Source organism: Mesorhizobium sp. M0862, from assembly GCF_040319795.1.
Taxonomy (GTDB): domain Bacteria; phylum Pseudomonadota; class Alphaproteobacteria; order Rhizobiales; family Rhizobiaceae; genus Mesorhizobium.
This window is the reverse complement of the sequence record NZ_JAMYOJ010000020.1, coordinates 79,036-93,749: the sequence shown is the minus strand read 5'-3', so window position 1 is coordinate 93,749 and position 14,714 is coordinate 79,036. Positions and strand designations below refer to the sequence as shown.

15 protein-coding genes and 2 pseudogenes are annotated in these 14,714 nt (G+C 59.6%); 8 read left to right on the top strand and 9 right to left on the bottom strand.

What is annotated here, in order from left to right:
* Positions 1-13 precede the first annotated feature (13 nt).
* Positions 14-1,627 (bottom strand): extracellular solute-binding protein, encoded by a 1,614-nt coding sequence (locus NKI15_RS25335; RefSeq protein WP_023705649.1) that lies wholly within the window; start codon positions 1,625-1,627, stop codon positions 14-16.
* A gap of 355 nt (positions 1,628-1,982) precedes the next feature.
* Between NKI15_RS25335 and NKI15_RS25330 the strand changes: the two genes are divergently transcribed.
* Positions 1,983-3,011: a LacI family DNA-binding transcriptional regulator gene (locus NKI15_RS25330; protein WP_023669472.1), complete on the top strand. Its 1,029-nt coding sequence runs from the start codon at positions 1,983-1,985 to the stop codon at positions 3,009-3,011.
* A 419-nt stretch (positions 3,012-3,430) separates the two neighbouring features.
* Complete coding sequence (locus NKI15_RS25325) at positions 3,431-4,321, top strand: adenylate/guanylate cyclase domain-containing protein (protein WP_023705650.1); 891 nt, start codon at positions 3,431-3,433, stop codon at positions 4,319-4,321.
* A 431-nt stretch (positions 4,322-4,752) separates the two neighbouring features.
* Here the strand turns inward: NKI15_RS25325 and NKI15_RS25320 are convergent, their stop codons facing one another.
* A complete protein-coding gene (locus tag NKI15_RS25320) occupies positions 4,753-4,998 on the bottom strand; it encodes a hypothetical protein (protein WP_156932624.1) in 246 nt (81 codons plus the stop codon).
* Positions 4,999-5,351: 353 nt separating this feature from the next.
* Here NKI15_RS25320 and NKI15_RS25315 point away from each other — a divergent pair, with 353 nt between their 5' ends.
* Entirely contained in the window at positions 5,352-5,663 is a 312-nt protein-coding gene (locus NKI15_RS25315) for a hypothetical protein (protein WP_023705651.1), read from the top strand.
* Between the two features lie 224 nt (positions 5,664-5,887).
* Here the strand turns inward: NKI15_RS25315 and NKI15_RS25310 are convergent, their stop codons facing one another.
* The 3 genes from NKI15_RS25310 to NKI15_RS25300 all read right to left on the bottom strand — a co-directional run bounded on the left by NKI15_RS25310 (position 5,888) and on the right by NKI15_RS25300 (position 6,845).
* Positions 5,888-6,067, bottom strand: a complete 180-nt coding sequence (locus NKI15_RS25310; RefSeq protein WP_050587705.1) for a hypothetical protein — start codon at positions 6,065-6,067, stop codon at positions 5,888-5,890.
* Complete coding sequence (locus NKI15_RS25305; RefSeq protein ID WP_050587706.1) at positions 6,064-6,585, bottom strand: DMT family transporter; 522 nt, start codon at positions 6,583-6,585, stop codon at positions 6,064-6,066. Before NKI15_RS25305 ends, NKI15_RS25310 begins: the two co-directional genes overlap by 4 nt.
* A 101-nt stretch (positions 6,586-6,686) precedes the next feature.
* Entirely contained in the window at positions 6,687-6,845 is a 159-nt protein-coding gene (locus NKI15_RS25300; RefSeq protein ID WP_198020364.1) for an EamA family transporter, read from the bottom strand.
* Between the two features lie 138 nt (positions 6,846-6,983).
* On the opposite strand from NKI15_RS25300, the gene NKI15_RS25295 reads away from it, so the two are divergent.
* From NKI15_RS25295 to NKI15_RS25275, 5 genes and pseudogenes are all read left to right on the top strand, one after another.
* On the top strand, positions 6,984-7,598 hold the full coding sequence (locus tag NKI15_RS25295; protein ID WP_352887316.1) for a CGNR zinc finger domain-containing protein: 615 nt from the start codon (positions 6,984-6,986) through the stop codon (positions 7,596-7,598).
* 273 nt (positions 7,599-7,871) lie between these two features.
* Complete coding sequence (locus NKI15_RS25290; protein ID WP_023682266.1) at positions 7,872-8,075, top strand: CsbD family protein; 204 nt, start codon at positions 7,872-7,874, stop codon at positions 8,073-8,075.
* Positions 8,076-8,245: 170 nt separating this feature from the next.
* Positions 8,246-9,733 (top strand): ATPase domain-containing protein, encoded by a 1,488-nt coding sequence (locus tag NKI15_RS25285; protein WP_023705654.1) that lies wholly within the window; start codon positions 8,246-8,248, stop codon positions 9,731-9,733.
* A complete protein-coding gene (locus NKI15_RS25280) occupies positions 9,733-10,770 on the top strand; it encodes a sensor histidine kinase (protein WP_023746308.1) in 1,038 nt (345 codons plus the stop codon). Before NKI15_RS25285 ends, NKI15_RS25280 begins: the two co-directional genes overlap by 1 nt.
* A gap of 578 nt (positions 10,771-11,348) precedes the next feature.
* Positions 11,349-11,498: pseudogene (locus NKI15_RS25275) on the top strand (DUF3606 domain-containing protein); the annotation flags it as partial.
* A gap of 54 nt (positions 11,499-11,552) precedes the next feature.
* On the opposite strand, the gene ligD reads toward NKI15_RS25275, so the two are convergent.
* From ligD to NKI15_RS25255, 4 genes and pseudogenes are all read right to left on the bottom strand, one after another.
* Entirely contained in the window at positions 11,553-13,322 is a 1,770-nt protein-coding gene (gene ligD / locus NKI15_RS25270) for a DNA ligase D (protein WP_023705656.1), read from the bottom strand.
* A 96-nt stretch (positions 13,323-13,418) separates the two neighbouring features.
* Positions 13,419-13,778, bottom strand: a complete 360-nt coding sequence (locus NKI15_RS25265) for a DUF4112 domain-containing protein (protein WP_032891802.1) — start codon at positions 13,776-13,778, stop codon at positions 13,419-13,421.
* 55 nt (positions 13,779-13,833) lie between these two features.
* Positions 13,834-14,328: a YidB family protein gene (locus NKI15_RS25260; RefSeq protein ID WP_023705658.1), complete on the bottom strand. Its 495-nt coding sequence runs from the start codon at positions 14,326-14,328 to the stop codon at positions 13,834-13,836.
* A 36-nt stretch (positions 14,329-14,364) separates the two neighbouring features.
* A pseudogene (locus NKI15_RS25255) lies at positions 14,365-14,613 on the bottom strand (hypothetical protein); the annotation flags it as partial.
* Between the last annotated feature and the right edge of the window lie 101 nt (positions 14,614-14,714).

Sequence of the window (14,714 nt, the reverse complement as noted above, 5' to 3'; positions counted from 1 at the left end):
CCAGGGAGACGGATCAGCTGATCGGGTCGAGAACAGTCGGCCAGGCCTCCTTGTTCGTCCTGATGGCTTCGAGCAATTTGTCCTCGCCGATGCGGCGGGCGATCTTCTTCCACTCCGCTTCCGTGTCGGCCATCGCCTGTTCCGCTGTCTTGGCTTTGGTCAGCGACGCCATCAGGTTTTCGTCCAATGCGTTGTGGAAGGCGGTGGCGCCGGGATAGTTGATCGTCGGCACCGTGCGGGCGACGGTCTCGCGCACCACGTCGATGTGGTAGGCGTGGTAGGTCTGGCGCACCAGCGGATCGGAGAAATCCGAGAGCCGGAACGGATCGAGATAGCCGCCCGGATTGGCGCTCATCCAGGCATAGATGCGGGCGGAGCCCAGCCACTGCAGCAAGAGGTAGGCGACCTCCTGGTTTTTCGACTGAGACGAGACCATGCCGGTCAGCGAGAACCACAGCACGGAACGGCTGATCAGCTTGCCGTCGACTTCGCGGCCGGGCGGCAGCATCGAGCCGATCTTGCCGGTGACGGCAGAATCCTTGTTGCCGGCATTGTCGAGGAATTTCGGCAGGTTCGAGAAGGCGCAGGTCATCGCCGCGCCGCCCTTGGCGAAATTTCCATACTGCTCCGGCCAGCCCCAGGAGATCGCGTCCGGCGAGTGATGAACCAGCGAGCCGACATATTCGTTGGTGGCGGCAATGCCGTGCTCGGAATTGATCAGCGGCTTGCCGTCGTCGCCGAACAGGAACTGGTTGGGCGATGCCATCGAGACATAGCGCTGATACCAGTTGGTGTAGCCCCAGCCCTGGTTGCGCAGGTCGGTGGAGCCGAACAGGCCCTTGTCGGGCCGCTGGAAGAAGCCCGCGATGTCACTGTGCTGCTTCCAGGTCTTCGGCGGCGCCAGATCGTAGCCGAATTTGTCCTTGAACGCCTTCTGCTCGGCAGCGTCGCCGAACAGGTCGGTGCGGTAGACCCAGGTCTGGAAGTCGCCGTCCAGCGACACGCCATAGTTGGACCCGCGATATTTGTTGAGCAGCGACACGCCCTTGGCGCCGTCGACATAGCCGGTCTTGGGATCGTCCCATTCGGGCTTGTACTGGGCGACGAAGTCGTCGAGCTTGGCGATGCCGCCGGTCTCGGCAAGGTCGCCGAGGCGGTTCCATTCCGTCGAGTAGATGTCATAGGCCCCACGCTTGGTGGAGATGTCCTGCATCGTCTTGGTGAATTCCTGGCCGTTCGGCAGGCCGACGATCTCGATCTGGATGCCGGTCTCCTTTTCCCACAGCTCCTTGATCGACGGCGCACCCGCAGGGAAAGGCTGTGTGAGTTGGCCAATCGAGCCATCCGACAGGCCAAGCACGATCTTGGCCGGTGCCTTGCCAGCTCCCTTCAAGGCCTTGGCCGCCTCAACGGCACGGCCTTCCGGCGTGTCGGCGCCATATTGATAGCGCTCTGCGCCCTTGAAACCGGTGGGGCCGCCGACCATGCCTGGCGCCAGCGCGTCGGCCGCGACGGCACGGCCGGGACGGATGAATTGCGGTGCGATACCGGCCGCAGCCACGAACGCCGCGGCCTTTCCTCCGGACGCCAACAAGCCGCGTCGCGATATGCGGATCAAATCAGACATTGGAATTCCTCCCTCAGGGCCGATGTTTCCTCCACGAGCCCATTGAGGGATATTGACGGCAGCACCGGAAGGCTGTCAACATCATAAATACTCAAAATACATCGTAACACCGCAACCGCGGAGAAAATACGTCATGCAAAGGTCGACACACGGGCTCAATGCCTCGATTTGATGGGAAATCTGCCTTTCTGGCACGCGACTATCACGCCGGGCGACGCGATTTAGCCTAACCTCCTTGCGCATCGGCTAAGGCTCGATACATCATTTCCCATCAGAATCGCTGATGGCTGGCAGCTGTGGCCGTCGGACGGGCTAGCGGCATTGTGCGATCTGATGCATTGAGGAGATGAAGACGGTGCGTTCCACCTTGACTGACATAGCCCGGGAAGCCGGCGTTTCCGCCGCCACCGTCGACCGCGTGCTGAACAACAGGCCCGGTGTGCGGGCGCGCACGCGTGAGATCGTGCTCGAAATGGCGCAGCGCCTCGGCTACATCGCGGAGGGCCCGAACGGAGCGCCGCCCAGGCCCTCACCTGGAGAGGTCATTCGTCTCGACTTCGCTCTGCCGGCCGGCACCAATTCCTTCATCAAGATGCTGCATCGACACATCGAGGCGCAGGCCCTAGCGCGCCCCGATCTCGACGTCCACATCGCCACCATAGAGGGCTTCAACCCCGACCGGCTCGCCCGCCTGCTGCAAGAATTGCGTGGACAGACACAAGGCGTCGGCGTGATCGCGCTCGATCATCCAACGGTGCGCGAGGCGATCCGCTCGCTGTCAGCCAATGACGTCAAGGTGGTGACCATCGCCTCCGACATCCTGCATGTTCCGAGAGTGGCCTATATCGGCATCGACAACCGCGCCGCGGGGCGGCTGGCCGGCTATCTGCTCAACCGCTTCATGGGATCGGAACGCCCAAGCAAGGTGGCGCTGTTCGCCGGCTCGCTGTCCTATCGCGGCCATGAGGAACGCGAGATGGGATTCCGGCACATCTTGACCGAGGAGTCGCCCAATCTCAAGATCGTCGAGATGCGCGAAATGCTGGATGACCGAGAGAAGGCTTATTCGGAAGCATCAGCGCTTCTGGACCGGCACCCCGATCTTGCCGCGATCTACAATGTCGGCGCCGGCAACACCGGCATCGCTCGGGCGCTCAAGGAGCGTGGACGCGCCAAAGACATTCTCTTTCTCGGCCACGAGGTGACAGACGGCACCAAGGAACTTTTGTTGGATGGGACGCTCGATGCGGTCATAGATCAAAATCCGCGCGTCGAGGCGCGGGAAGCGCTCAACATTTTAAGCCACTCCGTCAGGCACCTGAACTATGAACCGCATCAACCACGACTTCAGGTCATCTTCAAAGAGAATATACCTGAAATCTGATCAATGGATCCGTGATCTTATCGCAAAGCACAGCGTTGGCGTCGCCACCGGTCACAAATACGAACGAGAGCCCGAATGATCTCGTCAAAGCCGCCGATCTGGCACTATTCCGTGCGAAGTCGGAGGGACGAGATCGGGTCGTGGTTGATGGTGCATGAGAAGGCCGTCGCCCGTTGCAACTCGGTCAGCCTTTCCGAACCTAAAAAGACCAAGTCCACTCATAGCACCGAGGTCGCGAACGATTGGGGCGAAGACGGTTCTGGATGTCGCCGGCACGAAGCCGACGAATGGCATACGCCCGTCCGTCCGCCACGATCACCTGAAGCATCGCCCCGATCAAAGGCGCTCGAGCAGATATGTTGCAGGCGACCTCGTGTGTTATACACGCACGCTGAGTTTTCGGGTCGGACACGAGATCGATGGATCAGGAGACGCTTCTTGCCGCAGTCCTCTTAGCTGATGTCGTGGGCAGCACGCCGCTCTATGAGCGGATCGGAGACGATGCCGCTCTACAGCAGGTCTCTGATTGCCTGGACACAATGCGCGAGATTGTCGCCAAGCACCGTGGTGATTTCATTTACTCGAAAGGCGATGACATACTCAGCCTCTTCGAGAGCCCGGAAATGGCGCTGAGGGCCGTCTGCCAAATTACCCATCAACTGACTAAAGGGCCGTTGAGCGCCCGTATCGGATTGCATTTCGGGGCGGTCATTCGCGCGCGGGGCGCGATATTCGGTGACGTTGTCAATGTCACCGCAAGGTTGTCCACCACGGCGAACCCCGGAGAGGTGCTGATCAGCCAGAGCTTCTGCGAAGCCCTTTCCCCGAGAAGCCGCAAGGGCCTGCGGCTCCTCGACAAAATGGCCTTGAAAGGGAAGCAAGAGTTCTTCGATGTCTATACCCTGTGGAGCGACGATGGGGCCCCCGGTACGCAGATCACCAGCCATGGCGCCACTACAGATAGACGCTCGGTCCTGCCGCGGCAGATTCATCTGGTCATCCGCTACAGAGATCAGCTGCGATCCTGTCGAAACGGCGAATCCGTGACAATCGGCAGATCGGCGGAATGCGATATCATCGTCGAGCGGCCCTGGGTATCGAGGCGCCACGCCGCCTTCACCATATTGAATGGCAGAGCTCGGCTTCTCGAACGAAGCTCTTCGGGCACATTTGTTTCCATGGGACTCGGCCATGAAGTATTCGTACGCCGTGAAGATATTGTCCTCTTCGGCTCCGGCGTCATCTCGCCTGGAGTGAAGTCGGCACTCGACGAAGCCCAGCTTCTTCACTACGAAATTGTCTCGGATTGACCCGGCCCGGCTACTAGCTCGACCGGTTTCGAGCTGGTTCGCTGGCGCCCTCAATGTCGCGCTGTATTCTTTGACAGCCATTGGAATCGACCGTTCATAAATGTGCCAAGGCCAATCCAGGAACGTCTGCTCTCGAAGTTGGGCTGCGAAGAGCTGACTTCCGTTCCCTCGCTGAGTTCGACGGAGCCGCGGCCGGTGCATCTCCCTCGCAGGATGCGGAGTTCTACCTGCTCCTAGGCGACATTCTGCAGGTGGATGGCTTCGGCAGCAAGCTGGCCCGCTCGATCGGTGACGCGATAGGTCTTGCCGCGAAAAGGCCGGTGCGTGGGAATTGTGCTGGACTGTCGGCCAGACAATGAGTTGGCGACGGGAGCGGCCGGCTGAAGCGGGATGCCAGGACCAATTCCCTGCCCTGTGTCGCCTTGATATCCCTAGGTGCTGAAGGTCAGCACAGGCTGTTGCAGCCCGGGGTCGACGAACGCTTCATCAGACCATTGCGCCGCAATAGCTCCTCGACCACCTGCGAAGGCTCGCGATTGGGCTACCGTCACGAAATTGGCGCAGAAGCGCAGACCACTGACATATCGCGACGTCGAGATGGAGCTCGATGCCACCGTGTTTGCAGCACCGGGGAAAATTCCTCTTGGGCCGATCGAGTTCAAGTTGCTGCGCCACATGGCTCGAGAATCCTGAAAGGTGATCAGCCGTGATGAATTCATCGCAGCTGGCTGGTCGCAGAAAGCCAGTGCGAGCGCCCAGGTGGTCGACGTTCACATGAGCCAGTCGCGAAAGTTGTTGAAGCAGTCGTCGCAGAGTTGCCATTCGCACCGTGCGGCTTGCCGGCTATTCTCTCGATGACACTGCGGGCTGACGATCTCGGCGATTGGGTTCAGAAAGGTCGCTGCGTGACGCCGCAAGGGGACCGACGCGATGGGAAAGGTCTTGGCAGCTAGGGGACTTAGCGCCACCAACATTGCAGCCGTGGCGCTGCTCTAATCGAGAGAAAGTCTGGGCGTATAGAACAAGCGACATGAGCGTGTCGGATTGTTTGCATTCAAACGACCTTTGCGACGTTATCCGTGCCTTCGCCTTGCTGGTGCCGGAGGAAATCATGACGTCGCCCGACAATTCAGTCGAACTCGTTCGCGACAAGAAGTGGACGGTCCGCATCACCGCCTACGGCAGCACCCTGACGTTTCCGTTCGAAGCAGAAAGCTATGCACGTTCTTATGCCGATGGTCAGGCATTCCGTCTCGGCGTTCAGGTGGCGGAACTGAAGCGATGCGGCTGTCACTTTGTCGACGCGTTGGCGGATAGCCTGCATCGCGATCGGAACGAATAGGTCGCTGATTGCAGCCTCGCGATTTTTCCATCAATCCCGCCTGCAATCTTGACAGCAACTCGGCAAAATCCCTCGCCGACTAGTGTTGTCATATGAGCTGGAGCTTTCCTCGCCGCCGGTGGTAGGCGGGATACGCTGCCGGGAAAGCCCTCTTTTCGCATAGACGCGAACCTTGTGCTTTTCCATCTCAAGGCTGATTGGCGGCTGGATGCGCGCGCCGTCTTTCATAGTCTGCCATCGGCCCGCGCGGAGCGTGGAATCAACGGCGGGGAAGCGGATGATGTTTCCTGTTTGCGCTCGCGTAGCGCAAGAAACGCTGCGAAGAGCATGATAGCCATGCCGATGATGTCGATCAGGCTAACCTCCTCGCCGTAGGTGATGATGCCAAGCACGACGGCAATCACGGGTGAGACCCTATGAACGAACCAAACAGCACGAGGAACAGCCACCCGACCCAGGCCGGCCAGCCCCAATCGCCTTTCAGAGCCGCGGCCGCGCCTGGCTCCACAACGAGTGAGATGAGAATTAGGAATGCGCCCCCGAAAAGGGTGGTGAAGCCGGCGATGAAGTCCGATGAATATACCTCAAGAAGCGGCCGCGCGAGCACCGAACCCCATGCATAGATTACAGCTGCCGACGCCACCGCTGTCATCGCCAGCAGCCGTAGCCCCCTGCCCTGCTGGTCTGCGTGTGTCCAACCAGCATAGGCTTCGGGCCCGAACAGGACGCACAGACCGGCCGCACCGAGCAAAATCGCAAAGAGCCTGCGGCCGTCATAGCGTTCGTCCCCCAGAAGCAACGCAAACCCAAGCAGCGTGACGGGGGTCAGCGAAAGCTCAAGAACAGCCGCGGTGCCCGTATCGATGGCTACACACTCTTTATCCAGCTCCTGCACGAAATCGGCGCCTCGCGTGTAGAGCATGCCCCAAAAGAGTGGGCCATAGCAAAGCGGAATCATAAACAACGTAACAACGAAAAGGCGCGGCCAACTCCTTTTCGCCACCCGTGGTAGAGCAGCGCCCCTTAGGCGCGCGTCGCACTGAGGATCAGCAAGCCGGCTACTGTAAAACGCGTGCCTGCGAACATCAGAGGCGGCACGGTGGCGATCCCTGCCTTGATACCGATCCACGTGGTGCCCCAGATCACACATAAATCCAAAAATGTCGCTGTGTTGCGGTTCATCGGAAGCAGCCTTCGCTGGGCGTTTGTTGGTTCGTCGTAACGGCCAAAAGACGTTTATTTCGTTACAACGGCCTCTTGCCAATACGGTTCCGCCAACCGATGTTTCCGCGGATGGATTGTGCGAAGACTATCGTCGACATGCGCATGGTTGGCGGTCACGCCTGCCTGGACTTCGTCAACACGGTCGACGCGCGACGCGATGTATGGGGCCCAGACCTCTTGCAGACCTATGCCGACCTGGTCGTCTGGGCTGGACGTGCCGATTTGATCGACGTCGATGAGGCGCGAGCACTGCTCGCGGAGGCTTCCGCCCGCCCGCTCCTTGCGGAGGCGGCATTGGAAAAGGCCAAGATTTTGCGCGAGGCCGTTTACGCGGCTCTCCAGGCCGAGGCGGCAGGCGCCCGGGTGCCGGACGATGCCTTGCAAATCGTGCGCGATGCAGTCGCCCTAGCCCTGCCGAAGCGCTCGCTTTTCCCGTCCGGCGACCGCCTCGCTTGGCAGTGGACCGACGCAGCCAGTCTGAACACGATCGGCCACCGCGTGGCCTTTGAGACAGCCGAGTTTTTGGTGTCCAGGAATGACCGCCGCCGCGTGCGCGAGTGCACCGGGCCGAACTGCGGTTGGCTTTTCATTGACACCTCGCGTGGCGGGCGCAGGCGGTGGTGCTCGGATGAGAGCTGCGGCAGACGCAGCCGGGTAAGGCGCTTCAGGGCAAAAGCCGCAGGGAACATGGCTCCCAACAGCAAGAATTAGTATCTGACGCCAGGCTTGGATGACCAACGCAGCATAGTTGGCTTCACGCTATCCCTGTCGCTGTTTGTCCAACGAAGCTGGTCTCGCGAGCGACTGTGGCCAAGACTGTGGAGAACACAGCCGGCGCGGCAAGCCATCATCGCGTTCCAGAGCGGGTTGCTTCGGGGCCGCCTACCTCGCCACGCTTCGATCGGTCGATCTGCTCAAACTTGACGGGAACTCCGGTAGCGTTACGGCGTTTTTCTCAGTCCGAAACAAACAAGGATAGGTGCCATGGACTGGAACCGTGTCGAAGGCAATTGGAAGCAGGTAAAGGGCAAGGTCAAGGAACAGTGGGGCAAACTCACAGACGATGATCTGGACCGTATTGCCGGCAACCGCGATCAGTTGGAAGGCAAGATTCAGGAGCGCTACGGCATTGAGAAGGACCGCGCTCAGCGCGACATCGATGACTGGTATGGCCGGCAAGGCTGGTAGGTCGCCGGTTCCAAACTGAACTTGAAAAAGGGCTCCGAGAGGTACGGCGCCCTTTTTTGCCGCGCTTCCTGTCGCCTTTTCGTCTCACGACAATAGCGCTCACCGAGAGACGTGGAACCGCCAAAGGTGCCCGTCGTTATCTGGTTCTCGAAATTACATTGGGGGATTAGTTGGACAGAGACGACGCCTCAGCGATCGCAACTGGAGTTAGTGGGCTCGACTACATTCTTCGTGGCGGCTACGCCAGGAACCGCTCCCATCTTATCGAAGGGAAACCAGGTTCTGGAAAAACCACTCTTGGCCTCCAGTTTTTGATCGAGGGCGCCAAGAAAGGCGAGACATGCCTTTACATCACTTTGTCAGAAAGCAAGCGCGAACTGCTCTCGGTTGCTGGCCGTCACGGCTGGGACCTGAAGGGGGTGCAAATTCTTGAACTTGTGCCGCCGGAGCTCAGTTTCGATCCGGCGCAGCTACAGACCTTGATCCATTCCTCGGAATTGGAACTCGGCGAAACCGTGCAGTCTGCCATGGCCGAGATCGGACGCGTCAGACCCGATCGCGTGGTGTTCGATTCGCTCTCTGAAATTCGACTTTTATCGCAAGGGTCATTGCGGTATCGGCGCCAGGTGTTGGCATTGAAGAGCTTCTTCATGCTCAACAATGTGACGGTGCTTATGCTCGACGACCTGACGGCTGAGCAGGATGACCTCAATTTGCATTCGATCAGTCACGGCGTCATTCGGATGGAGCAGCTGTCGCCCGTCTATGGTGGAGAGCGTCGGCGGCTACGCGTGATCAAAATGCGCGGCGTGCAGATCCGGGGCGGCTTTCACGATTTCGTAATTCGCCCAGGCGGCGTTGTCGCCTATCCGCGGCTCGTTGCAGCCGAGCATGAGGTGGCCGAGCATGATACGCCGGCCATGAGCAACAACCGGATCGACACCCTGCTTGGCGGCGGGCTGGCCCGTGGTACCAGCACGATGCTGATGGGGCCGTCTGGCGTTGGCAAGTCTACCATTGCCTGCACCTATTGCTATGCCGCACTCGAGCGTGGCGAGCGTGTGCTGGTGCTTTTGTTTGACGAGACAAAGCGCATCTTCTTGGCGCGCGCCGCCGGGCTCGGCATGCACCTGGAGCCGTTTGCCGAGGACGGCACGCTGATGCTTGAATCTGTCAATCCGGCTGAGCTTTCACCAGGCGAATTATCTTCGCGCATCCAAGCGGCCGTCGAAGAATCCAATGTGCGGATCGTCGTGATCGACAGCCTAACCGGCTATCTCAATGCCATGTCCGAAGAACAGCATCTGGTGCTTCAGATGCACGAGATCCTCACCTATCTCAATCAGAAGGCAGTGGCGACGATCCTGCTGTTGGCCAATCACGGGCTGTTTGGGCAAACGGCAGCGCCGGTCGATATGACCTATCTCTGCGATTCCATCATGCTTCTGCGCTTCTTCGAGAACGCAGGTCAGTTGAGACGCGCGATTTCCGTTGTCAAGAAACGTGTCGGCCCCCACGAAGAGACGATTCGTGAGTTTAAAATCGGCGGTAACGGCGTGGCCGTAGGTGAGCCACTGGAACAATTCCGCGGCATCCTGATGGGATCTCCGGAATTTGAAGGCAAGCCGACAGACCTTCTGAGGGATAAGGCGCTGTGATGTCGTCCAGCCCCGCCGTTCTCGTGCTGGCGCCGCTTGGCCGTGACGCGAGGATCGCGGCCTCCATCCTGGCTACAAACCAGATTGCCTCGCGTGTGTGCGGCAGCTTGGAAGAGGCAGTGCCGCTTCTCGACGAGGCTCAGTGCCTTGTCGTGGCCGAGGAGGCCCTGCTCAGTTCCGATCGAACGCAGTTTGCGGCCTGGCTTGAAGCCCAACCCGCATGGTCGGATTTTCCGATCGTGCTTCTGACGATGCGGGGGAACGAAGTCGACACGCGGATGGCATTTCTGGACCGCTATCTGATCGTGCTTGAACGGCCATTTCTGGCTTCGAGCCTCGCCAACTCGGTGCGCTCCGCCTTGCGTGCCCGCGCCCGCCAGCGCGAGGTCCAGTCCTACATCGAACAGAAGCGGGAGGTCGCCGATCGGCAGAAATTGCTCATCCGCGAGCTGCATCACCGCGTCAAGAACACGCTGGCCAACGTTCGCGCCATGATGGGCGCGACGGCCAAGTCGAGCGGCAACGTCGATGATTTCGTACGCGATTTTTCAGCCAGGCTCGTTTCCCTGGCCCAGACCCATTCGATGCTTACCGACGATTATTGGCAGACTGCCTCCCTGCACAAGCTGCTCGAAAGCGAGCTTGACCACTATGAGACGCGCGACAGGCCGCGTATCGTTATGGAAGGCCCGAACGTAGCGCTAGTCGCCGACATTGCGGTCCCTGTCGGGATGGCTTTCCACGAACTGGCCTCCAATTCGTCGAAGTTTGGCGCGCTTTCGCAAACGGGCGGCCGCCTTGATGTCCGCTGGTCGTTAGGCGGGTCCGGCGATACACAGATCGTCAATCTTGACTGGCGGGAACGAGATGGGCCGAAAGTCGAGCAGCCCAGTCGCCGCGGGTTTGGCACGACACTCCTGGAAAAAGTCGTGACCGTGCAATGCAACGCCAAGATCGAATTGAACTACCATCGTGACGGCTTGCAGTTCACCATGGCCTTGCCGTTGCGAAACACGCGCCTTGTGCCGGCTTACTGAGCGGCAACGGAAAGGCAGGCTGGGCGCCGCGATAGGGATTAACTGAGCGTCACTCGGCAGGCTGGTCTAGCGCTTTAGCCAAAACATCAGTTCCGAAAAAGACCGCCTCTATATCTCCCATGTGCCTCTGCAACATTGCGAGAGCTCCGGCGTGGTCTATGCGGCCGACCTTGGTGATGAAGTCGAAATCGTGCCGCGGCGCTGTGACCCGGGTCATGCGTCCTAGACGAAACTTTGGGCTCCCGGAGCGCAGTTTTGTCGCCTTCGTGGTCACCCCCGCCATTTTGCTCACGATCCTCGTTGATAGCCGGATGCGCATCTGAATCATCTGCGACCCGTCGGGGTTCCGACTGGCGTCGTAAAAAAACAAGAGGCCCGCAGGCAGGCTCGATCGACGGTCAGCTATCCCGAACAGCAAACGAAATCACCCTCGCCTTTGGCCAACCAACTTTCGCCAGATCACCTTCGCAATGCCTGCGGCCCCAGTCCGGTCGGACAGCCCGCGCCTCTGGCGGCCGAAGTGAGGCGCCGGGAACATACAACGTCGGTCGTTGTTTCTCTGATCAGGAGGAAAGATAATGGCGGACGATAAGAGCAAGCGTGATTTTCGAGATCGCAACCGTGTATCAGTCGATGAAGATTATGAGGTTCGCTATTTCGCCAAACAGCATCGTATCACGCCAGAACAGGTCCGCGAGCTAATCAGAGAACACGGCAACGACCGGAAGAGGCTCGAACGCGAGGCAAGAAACGGGCTGATATCGGCTGATGGTCGCGACGCATCACGCGGCTTTTCGACGAGCGGGTCTGAATGGCTGCGCGAGCGTGAAAACGTCTGGCCGGATGCCCGCCTCGACTTGCTTCCATGTGACCGGGTGGGCAATTGGGAAGCCGAGCCGCGCTCGCGGGGAAAAAGCGCCTATTGCGGTATTGCCCCGTCCGTTGCGGAGATAGTCGAGAAAGATCCGGCCTCCTCGGGCGGCGGGGTCAGCTGACAACAGGTATCGGTCAGGATCGGTATCAACCAGACGGTGGGCGAGCGACTTGGCCAGTTTCCGGGCGCTGTCATGGTTCATCTTCGCAACGAGTGGGGCCATCAAGTGGATGCCTTTGCCGCCAGTGACCTTTGGCCAGCTCTCCAAGCCTGCCGCTTCCAAGATGCCCCGTAGCGCCAGCGTGGCCTCGATCACAGCGTCCCATGGCACGCCTTCTCCGGGATCGAGGTCGAGGACGAGCCGGTCCGCATGTTCGATGTCGTCAATCGTCGCGTTCCAAAGATGAAGCTCAACGGCATCCATCTCGACCAAGCCAAGCAGACCATCCATGTCATCTATCCATACCCGAATGCCTTCGCCGCCTTCGCGCTTTTGAACGCGGAGCTGGTGCACGGACGCCGGTATCCGAGGTAGCGGTCCCTTGTGATAGAAGGTTGCGCCGGAGGCGTGGCGGACCAGCTTCAGCGGTCGCCGAACCAGATGAACTAGAGCTTGATCAGCGACCCGCCGCCAATAGTCTGCCAGCTCTTCCTTGGAAGGTGCAACCGCATCGGGTAGCAGTTGGAGAATGTTCTCGCGCGGGACGCCGTGTTGGCCATCCGACCTCCGCTTGGACGGCGATGGAGGCTTGGGCGGGATTGCCTGAAGGTCCTCGCGGAGTCCCTTGAAGACCGCCTCACGCAAGATGCCCCGGTCCGACACGCCACTGAATTGCACCTCGGCGAGAACGTCTGGTTTGACCCATGTCGCCTTGGGCTTTTTGATCGGCTCCGACAGCGGTGACTTGGCGACAACAAGCGGATCAAGCCGCTCCCTAACGCGCCGGGCTGCGTCCAGCGTATAGCCGGTCTGGGCCTTCCCGGCATAAAGCAGCCGGTCGCCCTCTCGCCTGCCGATGTACAACGATGCGATGCGGCGCGGCTGCGCGCCAAGTTTCTCGACGAAAGCCACGATTGGAAAAGTGTCGCTCTTGACACATTTGACCTTGACCCAACTGGTCTGGACGCCCGAGCGGTAGTGAGCATCCGCTCGCTTCGATACGATTCCCTCTATGCCCATCCGGCAGGCATGGTCGAACATATCCTTGCCGTTCACCTCCAGATGCTCGGCATAAGTCAGGGTTGGCTCGGTTTCGGTCAGCAGCTTCTTCAGCGCAGCCTTGCGCTTCACTAACGGTTGTTCCCGTAGATCACGGCCATCGAGGTACAGGAGGTCGAAAGCGTAGAGAGTCATCCGTAGCGAACTTGGGTTGCCCAGCTCCCGTTCCAGGGCTTGATAGTCCGGCAGGCCGGTGTCGCCCAGGACGACAGCTTCACCATCGATGATAGCGGATTTGACCGGCAGGCTTGCCGCGGCCTGAACAATCCCCTTGTAACGGTGGGACCAATCGTAGCCGCGACGCGTGAATGCTCGCGCCTTTCCGCCTTCAACGACCAGCTGCGTCCTGTAGCCGTCATATTTGATCTCGTGAAGCCAATCTCCGCCTTCGGGAGCTTTCTCGACCAGTGTGGGCGATTGGAACTCGATGAACGAAAGCCGGTCAATGGCACTGGTCATATGCTCGCGACTCCAGGAATCGCGACTCAAGCCCCAGCGCCCCTGTCGGTTCCGAGCCTTTTAGAAGAATTGCATCGCGACGATTGGTTATCCGCCTCACTTGTTGATGTGACGGCGCAGCAGAGTGACGTTGCGATTGTTCGCCTTAAAATAGACGTCGAAGATCGAGCCGAGAATTGGGACACTTCCTACGAGCGTATCCAGCAGCACGTTGCCTAGCATGCGAGCGACCAAGCCATTTCCGGCACCGACGTTTCGAGCTCGCAAGACGATGTAGGCCGAGACAATGCCCGTCGCCGCATCTCCGAGTACGGGGACCAGACCTACGAGCGCATCCAGTCCAAAACGAATTGATGTGCCTGGAATGCGCCAGCGGGAATCGAGTAGCGCGGCCAATAGATCCAACTCGGCAAGTACGTTTGCTGTATCACCACCGTGACCGCCCTGCCCGATCATGCCAACTCGCGCGCCAGTACGATTTAGTATCTCTCCCTGATGGATAGCCGTCACCTTAGATATCGCTTTGACCGCCTGAATTCGCTTGCGTCCTGTGCGATGGCACGTCGTCGAGCAAGGTCGTCTCACCGGAGCTTTTCGGCGCCTCAACGGGCAATTCACCAGTAGGCGTCATTTTGCTGACGGCCTCAGGCAAATCTCGCGTGATCCGGCTTATGAGCTCCTCGCGCGAAAGGCCGGTCTGCATCGAGAGGGAAGTCAGGGTGTCTTCGTCTATGGCTGCTTCCACCTCGCTTGGCTGGATCGGCTCGTTCGGCCCGGTGCCTACCCACGAATCGACCTTCGATCCGGCGCCTGCCCCTCTGAACCGGTCGAGAATATCGCCAAGCGCGGCCCCCGAAACGCCTTTTGAAAGCTGATCCAGAATCCCGCCTTGCGGATCATTTGGGTTGCGATCACCCGCTCCACGGATCATGTCGCCGATCTTGTCGCGATTTTGGTATGCCAAGACGCCGAGCATCGCGATCGCCAATTTTCCCAGGTTAGCCATTGGTACCTCCACTGTTCAATGGACAAGGGCTCAACATCACAAAAGTTCCGACTGGCGACGATCTAATTGAATAAGGGCTGGCGTATCGACACAGACGTGAGCGGTGCTGCCTAACCGGCTTGTTTCCGTTTGCGGTGCAGCTTCGGCCTCGCAGACGTTGATCGTGCAAAGCTCGTTGCCTGCCTGATCGCGCATGCGCACTAACCATCCGGTCATATCGTCATCGCCCAGATCAGCCAACAGGCCGATTCCGCAACGGATCGCTTCGGCGCGAGCGGCCTCAAAACTTGGCGTCTCGGCAGGCGGAACCTAGCGAGCCTGGTCGCCGTCGCGATAGTACAACGTATAAGCGAGATGGATTCCACGCGCTGCCTTAGAGTATGGAA